Annotated in this window: 22 protein-coding genes; 13 read left to right on the top strand and 9 right to left on the bottom strand. The window is 69.8% G+C overall.

Annotated features, from left to right (window positions below):
• Positions 1 to 3 precede the first annotated feature (3 nt).
• On the top strand, positions 4 to 1,146 hold the full coding sequence (locus tag G7043_RS41770; RefSeq protein ID WP_166054268.1) for a cysteine desulfurase-like protein: 1,143 nt from the start codon (positions 4 to 6) through the stop codon (positions 1,144 to 1,146).
• Here the strand turns inward: G7043_RS41770 and G7043_RS41775 are convergent.
• Positions 1,139 to 2,740, bottom strand: a complete 1,602-nt coding sequence (locus tag G7043_RS41775; protein ID WP_166054269.1) for a hypothetical protein — start codon at positions 2,738 to 2,740, stop codon at positions 1,139 to 1,141. The two genes, G7043_RS41770 and G7043_RS41775, sit on opposite strands and share 8 nt — an antisense overlap.
• Positions 2,741 to 2,831: 91 nt before the next feature.
• Here G7043_RS41775 and G7043_RS41780 point away from each other — a divergent pair, with 91 nt between their 5' ends.
• Both G7043_RS41780 and G7043_RS41785 read left to right on the top strand, forming a co-directional pair.
• Positions 2,832 to 3,017 carry a hypothetical protein gene (locus tag G7043_RS41780; RefSeq protein ID WP_166054270.1) on the top strand — a complete coding sequence of 62 codons (186 nt, stop codon included), beginning with the start codon at positions 2,832 to 2,834 and terminating at the stop codon, positions 3,015 to 3,017.
• A complete protein-coding gene (locus tag G7043_RS41785; RefSeq protein ID WP_166054271.1) occupies positions 3,004 to 3,930 on the top strand; it encodes a YihY/virulence factor BrkB family protein in 927 nt (308 codons plus the stop codon). The genes G7043_RS41780 and G7043_RS41785 overlap by 14 nt, the downstream gene beginning before the upstream one ends.
• On the opposite strand, the gene G7043_RS41790 is transcribed toward G7043_RS41785, so the two are convergent.
• Positions 3,901 to 4,263: a hypothetical protein gene (locus tag G7043_RS41790; RefSeq protein WP_166054272.1), complete on the bottom strand. Its 363-nt coding sequence runs from the start codon at positions 4,261 to 4,263 to the stop codon at positions 3,901 to 3,903. The two genes, G7043_RS41785 and G7043_RS41790, sit on opposite strands and share 30 nt — an antisense overlap.
• 61 nt (positions 4,264 to 4,324) lie before the next feature.
• Here G7043_RS41790 and G7043_RS41795 point away from each other — a divergent pair, with 61 nt between their 5' ends.
• Positions 4,325 to 5,077, top strand: coding sequence for a GNAT family N-acetyltransferase (locus tag G7043_RS41795; protein ID WP_207312442.1), 753 nt, complete (start codon positions 4,325 to 4,327; stop codon positions 5,075 to 5,077).
• Here G7043_RS41795 and G7043_RS41800 read toward each other — a convergent pair.
• The 3 genes from G7043_RS41800 to G7043_RS41810 form a co-directional block, all read right to left on the bottom strand.
• Positions 5,060 to 5,326, bottom strand: coding sequence for a hypothetical protein (locus G7043_RS41800; protein ID WP_242643280.1), 267 nt, complete (start codon positions 5,324 to 5,326; stop codon positions 5,060 to 5,062). The genes G7043_RS41795 and G7043_RS41800 overlap by 18 nt on opposite strands.
• Positions 5,323 to 5,484, bottom strand: coding sequence for a hypothetical protein (locus G7043_RS41805; protein ID WP_166054273.1), 162 nt, complete (start codon positions 5,482 to 5,484; stop codon positions 5,323 to 5,325). The genes G7043_RS41800 and G7043_RS41805 overlap by 4 nt, the downstream gene beginning before the upstream one ends.
• Before the next feature lie 84 nt (positions 5,485 to 5,568).
• Positions 5,569 to 6,897, bottom strand: coding sequence for a helix-turn-helix domain-containing protein (locus G7043_RS41810; protein ID WP_166054274.1), 1,329 nt, complete (start codon positions 6,895 to 6,897; stop codon positions 5,569 to 5,571).
• Positions 6,898 to 6,995: 98 nt separating this feature from the next.
• On the opposite strand from G7043_RS41810, the gene G7043_RS41815 reads away from it, so the two are divergent.
• The gene (locus G7043_RS41815; protein WP_166054275.1) at positions 6,996 to 7,751 is read left to right on the top strand and encodes an EI24 domain-containing protein; all 756 of its coding nucleotides are present in this window, start codon (positions 6,996 to 6,998) and stop codon (positions 7,749 to 7,751) included.
• Here the strand turns inward: G7043_RS41815 and G7043_RS41820 are convergent.
• Positions 7,741 to 9,702 (bottom strand): beta-propeller domain-containing protein, encoded by a 1,962-nt coding sequence (locus G7043_RS41820; RefSeq protein ID WP_166054276.1) that lies wholly within the window; start codon positions 9,700 to 9,702, stop codon positions 7,741 to 7,743. The genes G7043_RS41815 and G7043_RS41820 overlap by 11 nt on opposite strands.
• A gap of 73 nt (positions 9,703 to 9,775) precedes the next feature.
• On the bottom strand, positions 9,776 to 10,582 hold the full coding sequence (locus tag G7043_RS41825; protein ID WP_166054277.1) for a S1 family peptidase: 807 nt from the start codon (positions 10,580 to 10,582) through the stop codon (positions 9,776 to 9,778).
• Between the two features lie 169 nt (positions 10,583 to 10,751).
• Here G7043_RS41825 and G7043_RS41830 point away from each other — a divergent pair, with 169 nt between their 5' ends.
• The 7 genes from G7043_RS41830 (at position 10,752) to G7043_RS41860 (ending at position 18,792) form a co-directional block, all read left to right on the top strand.
• On the top strand, positions 10,752 to 11,126 hold the full coding sequence (locus G7043_RS41830) for an FKBP-type peptidyl-prolyl cis-trans isomerase (protein WP_166054278.1): 375 nt from the start codon (positions 10,752 to 10,754) through the stop codon (positions 11,124 to 11,126).
• Positions 11,127 to 11,269: 143 nt separating this feature from the next.
• Entirely contained in the window at positions 11,270 to 11,800 is a 531-nt protein-coding gene (locus tag G7043_RS41835) for a YbaB/EbfC family nucleoid-associated protein (RefSeq protein WP_313888348.1), read from the top strand.
• 37 nt (positions 11,801 to 11,837) lie between these two features.
• Positions 11,838 to 12,140, top strand: coding sequence for a type VII secretion target (locus G7043_RS41840; RefSeq protein ID WP_207312444.1), 303 nt, complete (start codon positions 11,838 to 11,840; stop codon positions 12,138 to 12,140).
• Positions 12,140 to 16,927 carry a hypothetical protein gene (locus tag G7043_RS41845; RefSeq protein WP_166054280.1) on the top strand — a complete coding sequence of 1,596 codons (4,788 nt, stop codon included), beginning with the start codon at positions 12,140 to 12,142 and terminating at the stop codon, positions 16,925 to 16,927. Before G7043_RS41840 ends, G7043_RS41845 begins: the two co-directional genes overlap by 1 nt.
• Entirely contained in the window at positions 16,872 to 17,357 is a 486-nt protein-coding gene (locus G7043_RS41850) for a hypothetical protein (protein WP_166054282.1), read from the top strand. The genes G7043_RS41845 and G7043_RS41850 overlap by 56 nt, the downstream gene beginning before the upstream one ends.
• 4 nt (positions 17,358 to 17,361) lie before the next feature.
• Positions 17,362 to 17,790, top strand: coding sequence for a hypothetical protein (locus G7043_RS41855; protein ID WP_166054283.1), 429 nt, complete (start codon positions 17,362 to 17,364; stop codon positions 17,788 to 17,790).
• Between the two features lie 96 nt (positions 17,791 to 17,886).
• A complete protein-coding gene (locus G7043_RS41860) occupies positions 17,887 to 18,792 on the top strand; it encodes a hypothetical protein (protein WP_166054284.1) in 906 nt (301 codons plus the stop codon).
• A 3-nt stretch (positions 18,793 to 18,795) separates the two neighbouring features.
• Here the strand turns inward: G7043_RS41860 and G7043_RS41865 are convergent, their stop codons facing one another.
• On the bottom strand, positions 18,796 to 19,320 hold the full coding sequence (locus G7043_RS41865; RefSeq protein ID WP_166054285.1) for a hypothetical protein: 525 nt from the start codon (positions 19,318 to 19,320) through the stop codon (positions 18,796 to 18,798).
• Positions 19,321 to 19,373: 53 nt separating this feature from the next.
• Between G7043_RS41865 and G7043_RS41870 the strand changes: the two genes are divergently transcribed.
• Positions 19,374 to 19,919, top strand: a complete 546-nt coding sequence (locus G7043_RS41870) for an HdeD family acid-resistance protein (RefSeq protein ID WP_166054286.1) — start codon at positions 19,374 to 19,376, stop codon at positions 19,917 to 19,919.
• Here G7043_RS41870 and G7043_RS41875 read toward each other — a convergent pair.
• Positions 19,861 to 21,030, bottom strand: coding sequence for a glycosyltransferase 87 family protein (locus G7043_RS41875; protein WP_166054287.1), 1,170 nt, complete (start codon positions 21,028 to 21,030; stop codon positions 19,861 to 19,863). The two genes, G7043_RS41870 and G7043_RS41875, sit on opposite strands and share 59 nt — an antisense overlap.
• Between the last annotated feature and the right edge of the window lie 100 nt (positions 21,031 to 21,130).

A 21,130-nucleotide genomic window follows, 5' to 3' on the forward strand; every position in this document is an offset into this window, starting at 1 on the left:
GTCATGGCTTACGACGTCGCCGCTGTCCGCGCCCACTTCCCGGCGTTGCGCGAGGGTGCCGCGCACTTCGACGGGCCCGGCGGCGCGCAGGTGCCCGACGTCGTCGGCGACGCGGTCAGGGAGACGCTGACCTCGGCGATCGCGAACCGCGGCAGCGTGACGGCCGCCGAACGCCGGGCCGAGGAGATCGTCGCGACCGCGCGCCGGACGATGAGCGAGTTCCTCAACGCGGGCAGCATCGTGTTCGGCCGCAGCATGACCCAGCTGACCTACGACTTCGCCCGCACGCTGTCGAAGAACTGGCGGCCGGGCGACGAGATCATCGTGACCAGGATCGACCACGACGCGAACATCAGGCCGTGGGTGCAGGCGGCCGAGGCGGCCAGGGCCACGGTGCGCTGGGCGCCGTTCGACCGGACGACCGGTGAGCTGCCCGTCGAGTCGGTGACGAAGCTGCTGTCGGACCGCACGCGCGTCGTGGCGATCACGGCGGCGTCGAACCTGCTCGGCACGCGTCCGGACGTGGCGGAGATCGCGCGGGCGGCGCATGAGATGGCGGCGTTCGTCTACGTCGACGGCGTGCACTACACACCGCACGTGCCGGTCGACGTCGAGGCGATGGACGCGGACTTCTTCGTGTGCTCGCCGTACAAGTTCCTCGGTCCGCACCTCGGCGTGCTGGCGGCCGCGCCGGAGCTGCTGGAGACGCTGCGGCCGGACAAGCTGCTGCCGTCGACCAACGCCGTGCCGGAACGGTTCGAGCTGGGCACGCTGCCGTACGAGCTGCTGGCCGGGACGACCGCGGCGGTGGAGTTCATGCGGGGGCTCGACGGACTGGAGGAGCACGAACTCCGGTTGCGCCACCAGCTGGAGTCCGGGTTGCAGGAGCTGGGCGTCCGCATCTACAGCAAGGCGTCGTCGAGGACCCCGACCGTGCTGTTCTCCGTCGACGGGCTGGACCCGGCCGAGGTGTACCGCAGGCTCGGCGCCGAGGGCGTGAACGCGCCCGCCGGGCACTTCTACGCGATCGAGTGCTCGCGCTGGCTCGGGCTGGGCGACAAGGGCGCGGTGCGGGCGGGCATCGGGCCGTACACCGACGAGTCCGATGTGGACCGTCTGCTCAAGGCCGTGGCCCGGCTCAGATGAACAGGATCAGGCCGAGGTAGACGAGTCCGATGACCACGCCGATGTTGAGCCGGCGGCTCACCCGCTCCCCGGTGTGGTCGGCGATCAACGAGCGGGCGCGCGCCCACATCAGCTTCTCGCCGGCCTTCGCGTCCGGCAGGTGCGGGGTCGTGATCACGTCGCCGTGGGGGCCGAACGCGAGCATGAGCTGCGGACCCGATCGACGAACTCCGTGCAGCTGCGACCAAGGCACGCGATAGGTCCACACGCCCGTGTAGAGGTGCACAGCCGTGTGGTCGAGGCGCATCAACGGCTGGAACCTGTTCACCGCCGACAACAGGAACTGCCCGCCGATCAGGCCGAGCAGGATCAGGCTCGGGTAGTACTTCATCGCGATCAACGCACCGGCGGCGGCCAGCAGGAACACCACGCCCTCGGTGCGCCGCCGCTCACCCGGCCACATCGCGTGCGGCAGCTCGACCGGCGTGCCCGCGGTGACCGGTTCGCCCGGCAGGTGTGCACTGTGGACGGTGTGTCGCGGGCGCACCCGGCCCAGCGTGCTCGTCGCCACGACCTCGCCCTCGACCAGCAACGCGACCTGACCGCCGTGGTGCCACTCCCCGGCGACCAGCACCTCCGCCGGGTCGAGCTGCACCGGCGGGTCCTCCTCGCCGCGCCACACCCGGCCGAACTGGTCGGTGTCGTGGTAGAGCGGCTCCTCCAGCCCGAGGTCGGCGAGCGTGGTGACGGTGGCGATGTCCTCCTTGTTGTGCCGCAACAGGATCCGGCGCGGGCCGAGCGGAAGCGCCTGCAGCCGGATCGCCTTGACCGGCCCCGTCCACAACGCGCGGCGGCGGCGTTCCCGCGCGGCCAGCACGATCGCGAGGAACACGGTCGCGCCACCGAGCGTCAGCCACCACGTGACGTCCTCGGGTTCGTTCACCATCCGCACCCAGTCGCCGTCCGCGAGCACCGGCACGGTGTCGCCGACGTGGTACGTCTCCGGCGCGAGCGGCTCGAACGAGGTGCGTTGCCGGTCCGGCAGCTCCACCCACACCTCGTAGGTGTTCTTGATCTCGACGACCTCGGCCTCGACCCGGCTGGCCTTCGCGACGTGCCGCTCGATCTCGCCGTTGGTGAGGTCGTACTGCACGAATGTCAGGAACCCGAACACCACCAGCAGCACGGCGATGATGCGAAGGACTCCGCGTTGCGGCGGCATGTCCGGCAACGAAACGATCGTCGCACCCGCGGCCTCGTGCTGATCGGCACGCGACCTGACGGTCCACGCCGCCACCAACGCACACGCACCGGCGTGCAGGCCGAACGCGAGGTTCGCCGTCGCACTGCCGTCGAGAACGAGGTCCAGCACGCCGAACAACACGCCCATCGCGCAGCCAGTGAGCACACGACCGAACAACAACAGCAACGGCGTAGCGAGCAGTGGCACCACGGCGAGAGAGAACAGCGGGTCCGGCACGCATGGCTGTGCGGCCGTGCAGGGTGTCTCGTTCGCGCTCGCGGCGAAGTAGAAAGCGACGATCCAGCCACCGACGAGCCCGACCTTGGTCACCCACCACGGAACCGCGGCCGCCTGCCACCGCTGGACGTTCATGTGCGGATCATGGCACGACCATTGCTCCGAACGGTGTGATTCCCGGCTAACGAAGTGGGTATCCGCAGGTCACTTCATTGAGGAGGTAGACGTGCTGGCAATCATCGCCGCAGTGGCGTTCGGCCTTGCCCTGCTGTTCGACCTCGCGGACGTGTCACTCGGTGGCGCGATCACCGGCGGCACCCTCGTGACGCTCGGGTTGCTGCTCATCGCCCTGCACCTGGCTGGAGTCGGTACCGGCAGCCGTTCGTGGAGCTGGCGCCGTGCCCGCAGGTAAAACGGTCGACCACCCCACCAAGTTGCCCAAGGGCGCTTGGTGGGGCGTTCTCAAACGGACAGTCAAAGAGTTCAACGACGACAACCTGACCGACTGGGCCGGGGCACTCACCTACTACGCGGTGCTGTCGTTGTTCCCCGGCCTCATCGTGCTGACGTCCGTGCTCGCGCTGCTCGGCGAGACGACGACGCAGGAGCTGCTGAAGTACGTCGACCAGGTCGCCCCTGGTGAGGCGGGCGAGCTCGTGAAGTCGTCCATCGGCGAGTTGCGGAAAAGCCAGAACTCCGCCGGCTTGCTCGGCATCATCGCTCTGCTGACCGCGTTCTGGACCGCGTCGGGCTACCTCGGCGCGTTCATGCGCGCGTGCAACGCCGTGTACGACGTCGAGGAAGGCCGGCCGTTCTGGAAGACGGTGCCGTTGCGGCTGCTGTTGACGCTGGGATCGGTGGTGCTGGTGTCGCTCACGCTGGGCGCGCTCGTGTTGACCGGCGGCGTCGCGGACACCGTCGGCAACGCGATCGGGCTTGGCGACACGGTCGTCACCGTGTGGGACATCGTGAAGTGGCCGGTCATCCTGCTGCTGGTGAGCCTCGCGTTCGCGGTGCTGTACTGGGCGGCGCCGAACGTCCGGCAGCCCGGTTTCCGCTGGGTCACCCCCGGCAGCCTGCTGGCGATCGTGCTGTGGGCGCTCGCGACCGTGGGTTTCGCGATCTACGTGGCGAACTTCGCGTCCTACAACAAGACCTACGGCTCACTCGGTGGTGTGATCGTCTTCCTGGTGTGGCTGTGGATCTCCAACATCGCCGTGCTGCTCGGCGCCGAGTTCGACGCGGAACTGGAGCGCGGCCGCCGGCTCGCGCAGGGCGAGTCCGAGGAGCAGGCCTCACCCGAGCCGCGTGATCTCCCCGGGTAGTTCGGCCGTGACCGCGGTCCACACCCCGTCCGGCCCGGCTTCGACGCGCTCGCTCGTGTCACCGGGCACGAGCACCCACAGCTGGTCCTTCTCGGACAACCACACCACGCCGATGGCGTCGGCGCGCGAGCTCGTGGCGTACTCGTAGGACTTGCGGAACACCTCACCGCCGTTGCGGTCGGTCACCCGCACCTCGCTCGCGCTCTCGGCGTGCGCGACGAACTTCCCGCTGGGTGACGCCTTGGGCGCGCCGGGCCGGGCGAACCGGTCCTCGTCGCTGCCGCAGCCGGTGAGGACGAGGAGGAGGGCGGTGCAGGCCGCGAAGAGCCTCATGTCGGCTCGATGCGGGAATTGCCGTGCGTCATACCGCCAAAGGTAGCTAGCGTGATCGTCCGTGTGGGACGTTCTCGAGGACTTTTACGACTCTGTGCCCCGACCGGGATCTCGCGTTGAGGAGCACGGCGAGCTGGTGCTGTTCCTGCAGGCGGGCGACGGCTACCCGTACTACGCGCGGCCGCGGCATCCCGGCGGGCGGCCGACGGTCGCGGACGTCGTGAAGATGAGGGCACGGCAACGCGAACTCGGTGTGCCCGAGGCGTTGGAGTGGGTGCACGAGACGACGCCGGACCTCTACGACCACGCGATCGCGGCCGGCCTGGAGGTGCTGCGGGCGCCGTTGCTCGTGCTCGACCCCGACAAGCTGCCGGAGCCGCACCCGCATGTGCGCGTGCTCGACACACGGCCGGCAGAGGTCTCGGTGGTGGCGGAGCTGGCGTTCTCCTCACCGGGCACCTCACGTGGCGAGATCGGCGTCGAGGAACGGGACGCGGCGGTGCGCGGAGCGACTCCGCTGAGCACCCGGCACCGTCACGCGGTGGCCGACCTGCCAGGCGAGGGCGTGCTGGCGGTAGGTACCGCGCAACGGGCGGGTGACGTCGTGGAGATCGCGGGGATCGGCACGTTGCCGGCGGCACGGCGACGTGGCCTCGGTGGTGCGGTCACCGCGGAACTGGCGCGCGATGCGCTGGACCGGGGCGCTGCGCTGGTGTTCCTCTCGGCCGGAAGCCCTGAGATCGCGCGGGTCTACGAGCGCGTCGGGTTCCGTCACGTCGGAACGGCCTGCATCGCGTCACCAGTCCTGGCCTAGCTCCCCGCTGCGGGGCATCGGGACGCGAAACAAGCAGCCGACGCAGGGCATCCCAGACGGCTGTTCGAGCAGTTCGGCCTCACCGCTGTGGATGAGTTCGCCGCAGTACGCGGTGAGCGCGAGCGGTGTGCGGTCGTCGTCGGGCATGGGTACGAGGTGGCACGTGCGTTGTGTCTCTCCAACAACACCCGCACGCTTGCGGACCAGCAATACCGGCATGCGCGTTTCCATTCGTTCTTGGGCGCTCATGCCTTCACCTCGGCGTCGTCCACCACACACACGACGGCGTGCGTGGTCGCGTAGAACCTGAGCCGGTAGGGGCCAGAGTTCCGCTCTGCCACCGCCGCGCAGTAGCTCTCGGCGCTGACCTCGTCCGATCGTGGCGTTCGTTCGGCTAGGTCGATCACACCTAGATCGTGCGGGCCGCAGGACGAAATCGGGAGGTTTACCCACGATTTCCAGGTCGCGTATGCGGAACTCGCATACGCGGCTCAGCGCAGCTGAGTGACTTCGGCGGCGAGTGCGGCGATCGCCGGCGAGGCGGCCCACGGGTCGAGCTTGTCGAGCTCGTTCACGATCAGCTGCGAGCCCGTCGCGCGGGCCAGGTCGAGCGCCGCGAACCCGAAGGTGACGGCCTGTTCCACGTCACCGCTGGCCGCGTGCGCATAGGCCAGCTTGGCCGTGTGCACGCCCTGCTCCCACTGGCAGATGCCGCCCCACCTGGGCATGAGGGCCGTGTAGGCGTCGATGGCGTGCTGGTGGTCGGCGAGGTCGACCATGCTGGCGGCGCGCTGCATCTGCACGTGCAGTTCGGTGAAGCAGTAGCCGATGGAGTACTCGTCGGTCTGCGGCCGTTGCACGGTCTGCACCAGCGAGTGAGAGAGGTCGAACCGCTGCATGGACGCGTCGACGCCCGCCCGAGCGAGGCCGCGGGCCTCCTGCCGCAACGCCATCGCCCGCACGACCGAGCTCAGCCCGGTCTCGCGCTGGGCAGCGCGCGCCAGGCCGATGACGCGGTCGTCGTCGCCCTCGACCTCGGCGAGCTGGCTCATCCGCACGTAGCAGTACGCGACGACATCTCGGTCGTCCGCCGCTTGGCCCTGCTCGAGAGCGCGCGACGTCCACGCGCCCGCACCGCGCATGTCGCCCATCTCCTCGTGCAGCCAGCCGTAGAACTCGGCGTACATCGCACCCGTGCCGAGCAACCGCCGACGGACGTCGCCCCGCGCGTTGCGCCGCAACACGTCGATGAAGTCGTACATGCCGCGCACGGCGGGTATGAGCGCACCGGTGCCACGCCAGTTGTGCGCGTCGTTGACGATCCTGCGCAACACCAGCAGCTGACTCACGGCGTCGTCGGCCAACGCACCGGTGCCGTTCGCCGGGCCGAAGGCAGCGGAGGCGCACAACGCCATCAGCGCCTTGCCCTCCATCCCCACGACCAGGTCTTTCGCCACGTTCTCCAGCCCGCCGACGCCGAGCCTGCGGGCCTCGCCGGACCGCATCGGCACCGTGCGGTCGATCAGCCCGAGCAGATGGGCAGGAATGCCGAGCAACCGCTGGAGGGTGCGCAGGACGCGCATGTCGTAGGCGATGTTGCTGCCGGCTTCCAGCCGGGAGATCGCCGACTGGGAGAACCCCGCGAGGGTGCCCAGCTCGTCCTGACGCAGGCCGTGCGCCTTGCGCGCGATGGCCACCACGGTGCCGGGCGAGTCCGCGGCGACCGCGTCGTGCACTTCCCTCGACTCCCAGATGGCGGGCGGTAACAGCGGCAACGGCCCGTCCGGGACGACGACGGCGTTCTTAGCTGGGTTGCTCAACCTCAACGCCTCCCGCACTCAAGTTCATCATCATGCCGGTCCCGGCGATTTCACTCCACCTCGTCTCAACTGGGACCCGCAGCGACTATCCTGCGCGCGTGATCAAGGACTTCGGGGCCGGCGTCGCTCTGCTGCTGCGCGGGTTCAGGCTGGTGTTCAGCTCGCCCAAGCGCGTGCTCGTCGGGGCGTTGCCCGCGGTCATCACCGCGGTGCTGATGATCACCGGCTGGGTGCTGCTGTTCCTGTACATCGACTCCATCGCGGACTGGCTCACCGGGTTCGCGGACTCGTGGAGCGACACGTGGAAGGGCGTCGTCGAGGTCGCCGTCGGAATTTCGGTGATCGCGGCGCTCCTCGGCCTGAGCGTGCTGCTGTTCACCGCGATCACGATCATGATCGGCGGCCCGTTCTACGAGTACATCGCCGAGGAGGTCGAGGACGAGCTCGGCGGTGTGCCCGAGGCCGAGCAGGTCGGCTGGTGGCGCGGGTTCCTGGTGGGGCTGCGCAGCACGTTGCTGCTGGTCGGCACCTCGATCCTGTTCGCGATCCCGTTGTTCTTCTGCGGGTTCATCCCGGTCGTCGGGCAGACCCTCGTGCCGATCATCGCCGTGTGCATCAACGGCTACCTGCTCGGCATCGAGCTGACCGGCATCCCGTTCACGCGCCGCGGTCGTTCGTTCAAGCAGCGCAGGAAGATCCTCGCGACCCGGCGGTCGATGGTGCTCGGGTTCGCCGTGCCCGCGTATTTGCTGTGCCTGATCCCGCTGGCCGCGATGATCGTGATCCCGGCGGCGATGGCAGGCGGCACGGTGCTGGCGCACCGCCTGCTCAACGGGGACCGCGCTACGGCGTGAACGGCAGCCAGGCCTGCTGGGCCAGGCCGTTGCGCGCGTTGATCTGCACGCCCACGTTGGAGATCGACCACAGCTGGTCGCCGATCACCATCGTGCGCCTGGCACCGCCGCCGTAGTTGCGGCTGGACGGCTCGACGATCTTGCCGGACTCGCGCAGCTGGTTGCCGTCGACCTTCAGCACCAGCGAGGCGACCTCGTAGTTCGTCTTGTACTGCGACACCGGGACGACGAGCGTGCCGTCCTGGGGCCAGTACAGGAACGCGTGCGGGTCGAACTGCGCCTCGGAGCTCGAGTTCGGCAGGTGGTACTGCGCGAGCCGTTGCGGTGACGCGGGGTTGCTCACGTCGAACAACGACACCTGGGTACCGGTGGTCCGGCCCTGATCGGTCGCCTCCTGGCCGACACCGATCAGCCTGCCGTCGCCCGCGGGGTGCAGGTAGGCGGAGAAGCCGGTGATCTTCAGCTCGCCCATCACCTTGGGCTGCTTCGGATCGCTGAGGTCCAGCGTGTAGAGCGGGTCGGTCTGCCGGAACGTGACGACGTAGCCCATCTTGCCGATGAACCGCACGCTGTAGATGCGCTCGCCCTTGCCGAGCCCACCGACCTGACCGACCTTGCTCAGCTCGTTTCCGTTGCGGCGCAACGTCGTGACGAAGCTTTCCGACGGCTGCTGTTGCTGCGGAGGTGCGAAATCGCCCATGCGCCAACAACAACGCGTCGCTGTTCCCGTGGTCGTGGCGACGCGGAGAACGCCGTCGTGCTCGGACAACGAGTACTGGTTCAGCAGCGTGCCGCCGACGTCACCGGACGCGACGTGCTTGGGCGGGCCGGACTGGCTGATGTCGAACTGGTGGATCGCGGTGGTGATCGGCCGCTGCACCGGTGGCCTGGTGGGAAGTTCGGGCAGCAGCCGGTGGTCGTCGGCGATGTAGAGGTTGCGGTCGGTGCCGTAGACGGTGTCGCCGTCGGCCACGATCGAGACCGGCTGGCCAGTGCCGAGCTGACCGGACAGGTCGAACGTGAGCACGGTCAGCATCGACGCCGCCGAGTGCACGACGGGGTGGCTGACGTTCGCGCAGTCGACGAGGCTGCCGCTCGTCTTGGCGCCGTTCTGGTTCAGCTCGTAGCGCGGCAGCCACGAGCCGATCGGCTCGCTCTGCAGGATCTCCTTGTTGCGCCGCAACGCACCCGCTTCGTTGATCGTCTCGTTCGGGTACACCCACGGCATGCGCGGCTGCGAGCGGACGACGACGCGGGCGGTGCCGCCGATCTGGCGGGCGTCGAGGTAGAAGCCGTCGGTCTTGAGGCTGCTGATCTCCTTGAGCGCCTTGAGATCGACGAGGACCAGCTCCGTGCCGGACTCGGCGATGTACGGGCGGTCGGGCGGGAGCACGGGCTTTTCCATGATCGGGCCCTGGTTCTCCGCGACCACCAGCGCGCGGTCACCGGAGACCAGCAGCTGGCTCGCGTGCCGCTGACCGAGGTCGACGGTGCCGGTGATGCTCCGGCTCGCGACGTCGATCACGCGCAGCTTGCCGTCCGCGATGGAGAAGACGCGCTTTCCGTCCGTCTTCACGACGTCCGGCTCGTCGACGCCCTGCTCGTGGACGTTCGTCGTCGAGTGCTCCTGCTGCTGCTCGGGCGGCGTGGCAGCCCTCGCCTCCGGCATGCTCTTCTGCGCGACACCCGCGCTGTTGTTGGTGTCCGCGGCCGCCATGCCTTCGGCGTACATGATGGGACCGCCCCCGAGGCCGTACGCGCTGACGTACGGCGCCATGGCGTTGCGCAGTTCGGTCAGTGCGTTGTCGCACGAGTCGAACGCCACAAGACGCACCGGACCGTAGTCCACGATCGGTGGTGGCGTGAGGGTTTCGTCCCTCACCGCGGAGCTCACACTCACTCCGGCGACGGCCAGCACGGCGGCGCCGGCCAACAGCTTTCTGCCGTTCATGCCCTCAGGACGGAAACAACACCGGGAAGGGTTGCGCGCCGTTGCGACAACCCTTCCCGGAGTTTTCTGGGTCTTACAGCTGCGCCTGGATCTGCGCGGCGTAGGTGGAGACGCGTGCGTAGACGCCGGGGATGCCGGGGTCCGCGCAGCCGTCGCCCCACGACGTGATGCCGATCAGCTTGCCACCGGCCACGAGCGGGCCACCGGAGTCGCCCTGGCAGGTGTCGGTGCCACCCTGGGTGTACCCGGCGCACACCATGTGCGTGGCGTTGAACCTGCTGCCGTACGCGCTGGCGCAGGTGGAGTTGCTGGTCAGCGGCACCGTGGCCTTGAGCAGGTAGCGCGACGCCGAACCGCCGGACGAGGTGTCGCCCCAGCCGAGGATCGTCGAGCTGGTGCCCGCCGCGTACAGCGCGCTGTCCGCCGAGGTGGCGAACTTGATCGGGGTCTGGGACAGGTTGCGGTCGAGCGTGAGCACCGAGACGTCGTAGCCGCGGGTCACGTCGGTGTAGCTCGGGTGGATCCAGATCTTCGTGACGCGGGCGACCGTGCCCGCGGTGGAGTTCTTGTCGTCCCGGCCGGCCACGACGCGCACCGCGGAGGCCGAGTCGCCCTCGGTGCAGTGCGCGGCGGTGACGACCTTGTTGGGAGCGACGAGCGTGCCACCGCAGTACTGGAAGCCGCTGCTGGTCGCCAGGTAGACGACCCACGGGTAGGTGGACGTGCTCGCGCGCGTGCCGCCCACGATCTGGACGCCGAACTCACCGTCGGTGGTCGGGGTCGGAGCTGCTTCGGCCACGCTGACGCACGCCATCGACAGCGTCGCTGCCGCCAATGCCGCGCCGAGCCATGACCGGAGGCGGTGCAGGGTTGCCGCCATGATCATCTCCTTTTTCGGTTGTGTCCCCCGGATGCAGGGCCGGAGGTCGTTACAGATCAACAGAGGAATTTGAGACCGGCAAGGGCTGGTCTGCGTAGGCCATTCGGCCGTGTCCGGGCACGCGTGATTGGATCGACCGCGAACAATCCCGTTCCGAGAGGAAGTTGTGATGGCCCCCACGAAGCCTGAGGTCGACCCGCACGACGGCCCGGCGCCCGCCGACCTGCTCATCGAGGACATCTCCGTTGGCGACGGTGCGGAGGCCACGGCCGGTCAGTTCGTGTCCGTGCACTACGTCGGTGTCTCGCACTCGACCGGCGAGCAGTTCGACGCGTCCTGGGACCGCGGCGAGGCGTTCCAGTTCCCGCTCGGCGCGGGCCGCGTCATCGCCGGCTGGGACCAGGGTGTTCAGGGCATGAAGGTCGGCGGCCGCCGCAAGCTGGTCATCCCGCCGCACCTGGGCTACGGCGCGCGCGGCGCCGGTGGCGCGATCAAGCCCAACGAGACGCTGATCTTCGTCGTCGACCTGCTGGGCGTGAACTAGGCCCGATGACGCGACGGCGTCCCACTGGTCCGTTCAGTGGGACGCCGTTGGTCTGAACGGTCCATTTGATCAGCAGACGGAACGAGATCGGATCCGGCTGCGTCATCCTTTGAGTCCGCTGCCGCTGTGGGAGGGAACAACCGGTGCCCGAGGACATCGCCGGGTCCGAGCAGATGCTCGCGAACTGGAACCAGAACATCCAGGAACGCGCCGCGCGCTATCAGGAGATGGCGACGCGCGTGCAGGGAATGACGATCAACGAGCGATCGTCGGACGGTTCCATCGAGATCCTGGTCGGGTCCAACGGAATCCTGCAGAACCTCGTGATCAACGAGTCGGCCGCCGGCAAGCGCATGTCCGAGATCAGCGGCGAGATCATGAAGCTGCTGCAGCGCGCGCAGTCCCGGATTCCCGAGCTGCTGCAGGAAGCCATGGCCGAGACCATCGGCACGCAGGACGAGACGGCCAACGTGTTGTTCAACGAGGCCAAGAAGAACTTCCCGGCGCCACCGGCGGAAGAGCCCACCCGCACGCCGTACGACCGCAACGAGATGAGCTTCCGGGTCGAGGACGACGCGCCGCCGCCCCCGAGGCCGTCCGCACCGCCTCCGCCTCGTCGCCGTCCCCCGTCGGACGATGACGACGACTTCGGCGGGAACTCCGTGCTCTCCTGATCTTTCTGTCCGCTGCTCGAACTTGAGGGGGTTCGTGATGACTTCCGGTTTCAACGTCACGTCGGACGTGCTGGAAGCGCACGCCAAGGCCCTGGAGGGCCTGCACGGGCGGTTGCAGGGAGCGGTGGACGCGGCGAACACCGTGTCGATGCCGACCGACGCGTACGGGATCATCTGCCAGCCGTTCCGGATGTTGCTCGACCCCGTTGAGCAGTGGGGCATGAACGCGTTGAAGGGCGTCGCCGAGGCGATGGACTCCACCGCGAAGAAGGTCACCGAGACCGCGAAGCACTACCAAGAGGTCGAGGACCAGATCACCAAGACCTTGAAGGGCTTCTGATGTCCACACCGAACCCGTTGGTGGCACAGGCGCCCGCGGAGCCGTCCGGTTTCTTCAACGCCGGCACCGGTGACAACGGCTGGGCGACCGGCTTCTCCATCGCCGACTCCGCGGTCGACGCCTACAAGGGCATCTCCGAGGGCAGCTGGATCGAGGGCGGCCTCGGCGTCGTCGGTCTCGTCGCCGACGCCGCCTCGATGGCGATCGACCCGTTCGGCACGCTGCTGTCCTCCGCCGCCTCGTTCCTGATGGAGCACATGCAGCCGTTGAAGGAGGCGCTGGACTGGCTGGCGGGCGACCCGCCGGTGATCGAGTCGTACTCCACGACGTGGGGCAACGTCTCGGCCGAGCTCGGCAAGGTCGCCGCCGACTACAAGGCCGCCGTCGACCAGACCGCGTCGTGGTCGGGCGCCGCCGGTGACGCCTACCGCAAGGCCGCCGGCGAGCAGCTGGACGCGTTGTCCGGCGCCGCCTCCACCGCGGGTTCGGTCGGCACCGTCGTCGGCGTGATGGGCATGGTCGTCGGGTTCGTGCGCGAGATGGTGCGCGACCTGATCGCCGACCTGGTGGCCAAGCTGATCACGTGGGTCCTGGAAGCCGTCTTCACCCTGGGCTTCGGCACGCCGGTGATCGTCGCGCAGGCCGTGACCGCGATCTCCAAGTGGGCGGCCCGGATCGGTGAGCTGATCCAGAAGCTCATCAAGACCATCAAGAAGGTCTCGCCGCTGCTGGGCCGCCTGGTCGAGATCTTCACGAAGATCATGAAGGTCGTCGGCAAGCTGGTCGGCAAGGTGACCGGCCTGGACGTGATCTCCACGAAGTCCATCAAGCCCGGCGGGTTGTTCCACCGCACCGACTCTCCGGACCTCTCGCCTTCCGGCGGAAACGGCTCGCCTTCCTCTTCTTCGTCGTCGTCCTCCTCTTCGTCCTCTCCGGACAGCTCGTCTTCGTCCACTCCGGACAGTTCGTCTTCTTCGCCCTCGTCTTCGCCGGACAGCTCTCCGTCCTCGTCTTCGCCTTCCTCGCCGTCCTCCTCCTCGCCGTCCTCCTCTTCGCCGTCCTCCACTCCGCCGTCCTCCACTCCGGACGCGCCAAGTCCTTCCCGGACACCGGACAGCTCGTCACCGTCGTCCGCGCCCTCACCGTCGCGAACCCCTGACAGCGCGTCGAACCCGGACACCCCGTCGCCGTCCCGAACCCCGGACAGCTCGTCCCCCGACGCCCCGTCGCGCACCCCCGACAACGCCTCGACCGCGTCGGCGCCGTCGGCCCCGCGCACCCCGGACAGCTCTCCGTCGTCCGCGCCCTCCAGCGCCCCGCACACCGGTGGCCCGTCCTCCACTCCCGACGCCCCGGCCCCGACCCGCAACACGGGCCAGACCGTCCAGTCGTCGGTGGCACCGCCAGAGGCCCCGTCCCGCCCGGACGCCCCGCAGGCCCCCACCCGAACCCCGGACAGCACGCCCTCGTCAACGCCCACCCAACAGGCCCCGATGGGCGGCGGCACCCCGAACGCGGGCGGCAACGCCCCGTCCTCCCCCGCCGCGGGCCGCCCGCAGACCGGCGGCCAGGGCTGGACCGGCACTCCCGGCAGCAGGGGCGACCTGGGCTCCAGCGCCCCGGCCCCGCGCTCTCCCGACCTGTCGACGTCAGCCTCCCGCGCCGACGCCCCGTCCCGCCCGACGTCGATGCCGCCGGCCCCGTCCTCCCCGTCAACGCCGTCCGCCCCGTCGAGCGGCACGCCCTTCGGCGGCGCCCCGTCCGGCGGCATGCCCGCCAGCGGCGCCCCGTCCGGTGGAGCCCCGCACGCCCCTTCGGCAGGCGCCCCGCGCACTGACGCCCCGATGCGCCCGCAGCCGTCGTCCCCGAACGCACCACACACGCCATCGGCACCTTCGGCCCGCACCGACGCCCCGCAGGCCCCGACGCGCCCGAACACTGCGCAGGGCGGCCCGTCCGCCCCGCACAGCCCAAGCGCCCCGTCCCACGGCCCCAACGCGCCCGGCAACACCAGCCCTTCACACAACGGGCCGGGCAACGCCGGACCGTCCAACACCGGCCCCGGTCACAACGGGTCGCCGCACAACGCGCCGCCGCACAGCGGGCCTTCGCACACGAGTCCGTCGCAGGCAGGTCCGTCCCACGGCCCCAACGCGCCCAGCAACACCGGCCCTTCGCACAACGCGCCCGGCAACACCAGCCCATCGCACAACGCGCCCGGCAACACCAGCCCATCGCACAGCGGGCCGAGCAACGCCGGACCGTCCAACACCGGCCCCGGCCACAACGCGCCACCGCACAGCGGGCCTTCGCACACGAGTCCGTCGCAGGCAGGTCCGTCCCACGCGAACCCGCCCCACCACGGCCCCGGCAACACGGGCCCGTCCCACGCCAACCCGCCCCACGGCAACCCGGCCCCCGGCGGCGCGCCCCACACCAACCGGCCCCACAGCAACCAGCCCAACACCGGCCCACAGAGCCGGGGCCCGGCGCCGACGTCCCACCCCAACGCGCCGCACCAGCCGTCGTCCCCGCACGCCCCGAACCGGCCCTTCGACGGCCCGCCACCCCAGCGTCACCCGGACGCGCAGACGCCGCCCCCGCGCCACGCGCCGGACAGCGCGCCTGCACGGCACACCCCGGAGCCGACCCCGCGCCAGGACTCGGTCCCGCACCAGCGATCCGACCAGGACCCCTGGTCACCGCCGCACGACTCGGACGGCCCCGGCACGCCGGACCGGCCCGACATCGACGACGCCCACGCCCGGCACGGCGAGACGACGCCCGCCGGCATCTCGCACCACCGGGGCGACTCGGACATGGGCGACCTGCCGCAGCGCGTCCCGCACGACCCGCGCTACTTCACCGCCGACGTCCACGTCACCCCGGACGGCCGGGCCCGCATCGGCAACCACAGCTACAGCCCGGAGGAGTACGGCGACCTGTTGCGGCGCAACGGCTGGGACGGCAAGACGCCGATCCGCCTGATCGGCTGCGACGCGGGCTCGAACGACTTCGCCAACCGTCTCTCCCGGCACACCGGCGCGGACGTCCTCGCGCCGACCAAGCCCGCCTGGACCGACAGCAACGGCCGCGTCTACACCAGTGACGCCGAGGTCGACCCCGACGGCAACCGCCGGCCGCGCATCCCACCGAACGGTGAGTGGGAGACGCACAGCCCGGACGGCACCCGCACCAGGGCGAGCGACGACGGCTTCGCGCCGGGCACGAACGACGCCGACAAGCACGACCTGGACCCGGACGACGCACGCGACCGCGGACGGGACAACACGATCACCGACCCGCCGGAGGGCCGCGACCCGACGCCGCAGCGGACCGTGCCGTGGGACCCGCCCGAGAACCTGCCGCGCGTGGACGTGGAGGTCGACCCGAACCAGCGCGTCCTCGACTTCAACGGCGGCCCGCCGCTGGAGCCGAACTCCCGCGTCGTCGTCCACCACCCGGACGGCTCGGTGCGCGGCACGTACTACACGGACGCGAACCGCAACGTCACGCACGTCGACACGAGCGTGTCGAACACCCGCGACAGCTCGGGCGCCCTGGCCAACCCGGACGTCACCCGGCCCGAGCGGGGTGTCGTGTACCAGGTGAGCACCGGGACCAGCACGCACACGTTCCAGGGGCAGGATCCCGACGTCGGAACGTCCCGCCCGGACACCACCACGGGAACGACGGACACCGGCACGTCACCGGACACCACACCCGACGTGTCCCCGGACCACCGCCCCGCCGACCGCTTCGACGACTTCGACCAGACCCGCACGCCACCCGCCGTGGAGTGGAACCCGCCCGGCGGACCCGACGGCAACTACCGGACGATGCCGCCGCACGAGAACTACAACCCGGCTCCCCCGCCGGACGGCGACGGTCCGTTCTCCTTGCGCGGCAACGATCCGGACAACCCGCTGCAGCCGCACGCCCGCTACGACGTCTACAACGACAACGGCGACTGGCACGGCACCTTCTACACCGGCGCCGACGGCCGGGTGTCGCACGTGCACACCTGGTCGGGCAACAGCGCCCAGGGCTTCAACCCCGAGCTGGGCACCGCCCAGACGTGGGACGCGGGCCTGCCGGTCCCGGCGCCGAACACGACGTTCGCGGTCGGTCCGCGGCACATGGACGGCATGGACCCGCAGGTGCCCCAGCAGCTGTACCGGACCGACGTGCACGGCGACACGGCCGCCGCGAGCGGCCGCCCGGTGTACCCGCCGAGCGGCACCAGGGCCGAGGACTTCTGGGGCCCGCGGCGCGGTGTCGAGCCGGGCTCGCCCGGCGAGGGCGTCCAGCCCGACACTGGCCGGATCGCGAGCGGTGGCCCGGAGGGCTACAAGAGCCCGACCGCGGGCGAGTACGCGCCGTTCAACTACTACGGCAACCGGCACGAGCTGTTCAAGTTCGACGGCGGCCACATCGTGGCGTTCGAGGCCGGCGGTCCCGGCGAGCGGATCAACCACGTCCCGCAGTGGGCCTACGAGAACCGCCCGATGAGGATCGACGGCGGGTCGACGGACGACACCTGGCGGCGAATGGAGGAGGACATCGCACGGCACGCGGCGACCGACGGCACGACCGTGGACCGGGTGGACTTCTGGGCCGAGCGCACCACGCCGGACATCCACACGCCGGACAGGCTGCACGCGCGCTACCACCTCACGGTGTCCGACCCGCCACCGCCCAAGACCCAATTGGTGATCAGGAGCTTCGAAAATGTCCCCGACCCCGCCAGGAACAACCGAGTCGTCCTCCCCCCGCCCACCCCATGAGCGGCAGCAGGAGCTGCTGCAGGAGATCGGCCGTGATCTGATCGGCGGGTGCCCGCAGGGCTGGTCCCGGATCGACCTGAGCGCGTCGGTGGCCCTCACGCAGGACTTGATGTCCCTCGTCGTGCTGATGCCGGACCACTCCAGCCCGTCCGCGGACCTGCCGCTGTCGGTGGGCCGGGCGTTGCGGGAGCTGCGCGAGCTGATGTACACGGACGAGCGCGGCACGTGGTTCTCGCTGCGGTACACGATGGACCCGCCGGCCGCGTTCCACGTCGTCTACAACTACGACTTCGACCCGAAGTGGTACCCGGACCTGAGCCCACACGAGTGGGCACGCGACCTGGAGCGCTTCCCGCGCGCGCCGGAGCACGTCCCCGACTGGCTGCGCGCCAAGCTGCCCGAAGACGACCAGACGACTGCGGGATACTGAGGCCATGACGGAACCACTCAACCCGGTCCAGCAGGACGAGCTGCTCCAACTGATCACCGGGCGACTGGTGCTGGCCCTGCCGGCGGGATGGAAGCACCTCCAGGTCGACTACAAGGCCATCGGCGACCACGTCGAGGCGGGCGGCCTGCTGCGCATGACGGACGGGGGCATGTGGGGCTGGGACCTGCCCGACGAGGTGCCCGGCCTGTTCGCCCGGCTGCGCGCCGGAATGGCCCGCCCGGAACGCGGCACGTGGCTGCACGCCACCTACTGGCTCGACTACCCGGACAACTACGCGATCGAGTACAACCGCCAGGACCAGCCGCGTTTCCTCAACCCGCCGCCCCCGCCGGCCCACGCGCGGGAGCTGGAGCTCTTCCCGCGCACCGACGAGCACGTGCCGGACTGGCTGGGCGCCGCCGCCACGCCGTGATCCGTCATCCGGGCTCTCCCCCGCCAACCGCCGCACGTGCGGCGGCAGCCCGATAAGATCAGCGGCGTTTTGCACGGGGAGAGGGGCGAGGACCACATGAGCCAGCCGGCGACACCGCTGAGCGAGCAGGACCAGCAGCAGTTGGTGCGGCAGATCGGCCGTGCCATGCTGCCGGCCGTACCGCAGGGCTGGCAGCGCATCCGGGCCGAGTACCGCGCCGCGGGCCGGCACATCGAGGTCGACCTGGCGTTCGCGGGACCCGACGGTCAACTGCGTCCGGTGCGTCCGCCGATGGACGTGGTGCAGATGTTCGGCCACCTGCGCGGCGGCATGTACCACCCGGACCGCGGCACGTGGCTGAGCGCCACGTACGAGATCGAGGCGCCCGCGGCGTTCACGGTCGACTTCAACGCCGAGGACGAGCCGCGCTGGCGCAACGCGCCGCCGCCCATCGGTTTCCGCGACGAGCTGCAGACGTTCCCCCGCCCGGACCGGCAGATCCCGGACTGGTGGCGTCAGCGCGTCGGCCTGCCGCCGCTGCCCGCGCCCGAGCCGGAACCCGCACCGCAGCAGGAGTTCCAGGTCCCGCCCGTGGTCACGCCGGACCAGCCGGCCCAGGTCGCGGGGTCGAACGAGCTGCGGACCGCGCGGGTCTACGACGGCAAGAACGACGACGGCCGCATCATCGTGAACCGCCAGCCGGTCGACCCGCAGCTGATGGACGGGCTGCTCAACTACCTCGAGTCGGCGCCGGTGGTGCTCGCCGCGCGCAGCTACGACCTCGACGAGTTCTCGCAGACCGGCGAGCAGGACGTGCCGCTCAACTTCCGCACCGACGGCACCTGGATCTGGGCCGGCGCCGTGCCGCACTACCTGCGCAAGTACGGCCTGCCGCCGGAGCCCGAACTGGTGGCGCACGCGATGTCGCGCAACTTCCAGGTCGGCGAGGTCAACGAGCAGGCGCAGGACCTCGCGGTGTCGATCATCACGGGGCAGGGTTAGGCCCTAGTCGTCAAGTGAACGCAGGTACGCCTCTCCCCGCGGGGAGAGGCGATACCCCACCCGCAACGACTCGGTGAGCCCCTTCGCCTTGAGCTTGCGGACGTCCGCCTTGAACGGCGCCTTCTCGCGGCCCACGCTCGAAGCGAGGTCCTGGGCCCGCACGCCGGGGTTCGCCGCGATCAGCCGCAGCAGCGCCACCGCCGGTTCAGCGAGCTCTATTCCGTCCACATCGGACGATGCCCGCAGCTCAGCCCGTGGATCCTCACCGGTGAAACGCAGACTGATGCGGTGCAGCGCACCCTCACGTCCGTCCATTGAGGACATCAGAGCCTTCACGGTCGGATATCCCGCCGCGTTCGCCTCCACTCGCGTCACCCGCGACACGACGTCCACCGCGTCGATCGCCAGCACGCCCTGCGAGGTCCGCAAGGTCCCGCCCGCACGCACCGTCGGCCGCTTCCACCGGCGGAACTGCAGCGTGACCTCGCCGGAACGAATCCGTTCCCAGTCAGCCACTCGGATCAGCACCGAACGAGGGTCTCAGGTTGCCGACCCCACCAACAGTGGAGACCATCCTCGACATGCAACGGTGGTGGATCTTCACGGTGCGCGGAGTGTTCGCTGTCCTGTTCGGCCTGGCCGCGCTGATCTGGCCCGGCCTCACATTGCTCGCCCTGATCATCCTGTGGGGCGCCTACGCGTTCGTCGACGGCGCGATGATGCTGTACCTGACGCTGACCCACAAGGAGTGGCCCGCCCGCTGGGCGCTCGGTCTCATCGGTGCGCTGGGCCTGGTCACGGGCTTGATCGCGTTGTTCTGGCCGGGTATCACGGCGACCGCGCTGCTGCTGTTGATCGCGGCGTGGGCGCTGGTCACCGGCGTGCTGCAGATCATCGACGCCATCCGCCTGCGCAAGGTGATGCGCAACGAGTGGTTCTACGTCATCACCGGCGTGCTGACGGTGCTGCTCGGCATCATCCTGATCGTGAACCCGGCCGCGAGCGCGCTGGCGTTCGTGATCACGATCGGCGCGTTCGCGATCCTCTGGGGCGTGGTGCTGGTGCTGTTCAGCCTGCGGTTGAGGAAGCTCGGCGCCGATCTCGCACAACCCGCACCGCGAGCGTGACCAGCACGGCGATCCCCACGAACACGTAGAGGTTGCCGATCACCTGCTGCCACCAGGCCCACTTCTGCTCGACGTCGTTGTCGCGCGGGAACAGCCAGTGCGGCCCGATCGCGAACACCGCCACGACCACCCACGGCGCCCAGTGGCGGCGCAACGCGGGACGCGACAGCAGCACGAGCGCGGGCCCGATCCAGATCCAGTGGTGTCCCCATGACACGGGCGAGATCAGCAGGCCACCGATCGCGACCACAAAAAACGCCTCGATCTCACCCAGACGCGACGCCAACCACCACACCGTCGCCACGACCAGAAGGGCCAGCACGGCCCACACGGCGACTTGGGCGGTGTTCTCCAGTCCGAAACGCGCGAGCGTGCCGCGAATGGCCTGGTTCGACGCGTAGGTGAGCCGTCCGACGCGGCTCGGGTCGAGCAGCGCGTGCGTCCAGTACTCCTTCGCGTCGCCGAACGCGATGAGGAACCCCACCAACCCGAAGAAGAAGAACGAGCCGATCGACACGAACACGGGCTTCCACTGCCTTCGCGCCACGAAGAACAACGCGAAGAACGCCGGCGTCAGCTTGATCGCCGCGGCCAGCCCGATCAGCGCACCGCGCGGCCACCACCGGGTGCGTTCGAGCAGGCAGTCGGCCATCACGAGCACGCCGAGCAACAGGTTGATCTGGCCGAACCACAGCGTCTCGCGCAGCGGGTCGAAGATCGACGACACCGCTGCCGCCCCCAGGCCCCACTTCACGGCCTCGGGACCCCAGCCGAGCACGCGTTGCGCCGCGATCAGGCACAACGCCGTGAGCATCGCGAGGTTCACCGCGGCCACCACGAAGATGGCGACGACGAGCGGCACCAGCGCGAGCAGGCTGAACAGCGCCGCGGCGATCGGCGGGTAGGTGAAGGGCAGGTCAGGACCACCGAGCGGCTTCGCGAAGCCCTCGACGTAGAGCGGCAGGCCCTGGAGCAGCGCATCGCCACCGTTGCGGTAGACGCGCAGGTCGAGCGACCACCCCGGCGGGCGGATCATGACGTAGGCGAGCGTGGCGACCATGACGGCGGCCCACGCCACCACGACCCGCTTGGCGGTGCGGTCCAGGTGCATCGGGGAATGGTATCGATGTGCCACATGAGGCCCACGTCACCGGTCTGCACCAGGAAATCTCACGTAGCGTCGCCGTGTGAGAGCGCAACGTCGAATGTCC

The sequence above is a fragment of the Lentzea alba genome (assembly GCF_011067745.1).
GTDB lineage: Bacteria > Actinomycetota > Actinomycetes > Mycobacteriales > Pseudonocardiaceae > Lentzea > Lentzea alba.

Bases quoted from the DNA above. Each gene is read 5' to 3' on its own strand.
- G7043_RS41850 (WP_166054282.1), top strand. From the start codon at position 16,872: ATGTCCCCGACCCCGCCAGGAACAACCGAGTCGTCCTCCCCCCGCCCA.
- G7043_RS41770 (WP_166054268.1), top strand. From the start codon at position 4: ATGGCTTACGACGTCGCCGCTGTCCGCGCCCACTTCCCGGCGTTGCGC.
- G7043_RS41830 (WP_166054278.1), top strand. From the start codon at position 10,752: ATGGCCCCCACGAAGCCTGAGGTCGACCCGCACGACGGCCCGGCGCCC.
- G7043_RS41855 (WP_166054283.1), top strand. From the start codon at position 17,362: ATGACGGAACCACTCAACCCGGTCCAGCAGGACGAGCTGCTCCAACTG.
- G7043_RS41845 (WP_166054280.1), top strand. From the start codon at position 12,140: ATGTCCACACCGAACCCGTTGGTGGCACAGGCGCCCGCGGAGCCGTCC.
- G7043_RS41790 (WP_166054272.1), bottom strand. From the start codon at position 4,263: ATGAGGCTCTTCGCGGCCTGCACCGCCCTCCTCCTCGTCCTCACCGGC.
- G7043_RS41860 (WP_166054284.1), top strand. From the start codon at position 17,887: ATGAGCCAGCCGGCGACACCGCTGAGCGAGCAGGACCAGCAGCAGTTG.
- G7043_RS41775 (WP_166054269.1), bottom strand. From the start codon at position 2,740: ATGAACGTCCAGCGGTGGCAGGCGGCCGCGGTTCCGTGGTGGGTGACC.
- G7043_RS41825 (WP_166054277.1), bottom strand. From the start codon at position 10,582: ATGGCGGCAACCCTGCACCGCCTCCGGTCATGGCTCGGCGCGGCATTG.
- G7043_RS41870 (WP_166054286.1), top strand. From the start codon at position 19,374: ATGCAACGGTGGTGGATCTTCACGGTGCGCGGAGTGTTCGCTGTCCTG.
- G7043_RS41820 (WP_166054276.1), bottom strand. From the start codon at position 9,702: ATGAACGGCAGAAAGCTGTTGGCCGGCGCCGCCGTGCTGGCCGTCGCC.
- G7043_RS41840 (WP_207312444.1), top strand. From the start codon at position 11,838: ATGACTTCCGGTTTCAACGTCACGTCGGACGTGCTGGAAGCGCACGCC.
- G7043_RS41800 (WP_242643280.1), bottom strand. From the start codon at position 5,326: ATGAGCGCCCAAGAACGAATGGAAACGCGCATGCCGGTATTGCTGGTC.
- G7043_RS41875 (WP_166054287.1), bottom strand. From the start codon at position 21,030: ATGCACCTGGACCGCACCGCCAAGCGGGTCGTGGTGGCGTGGGCCGCC.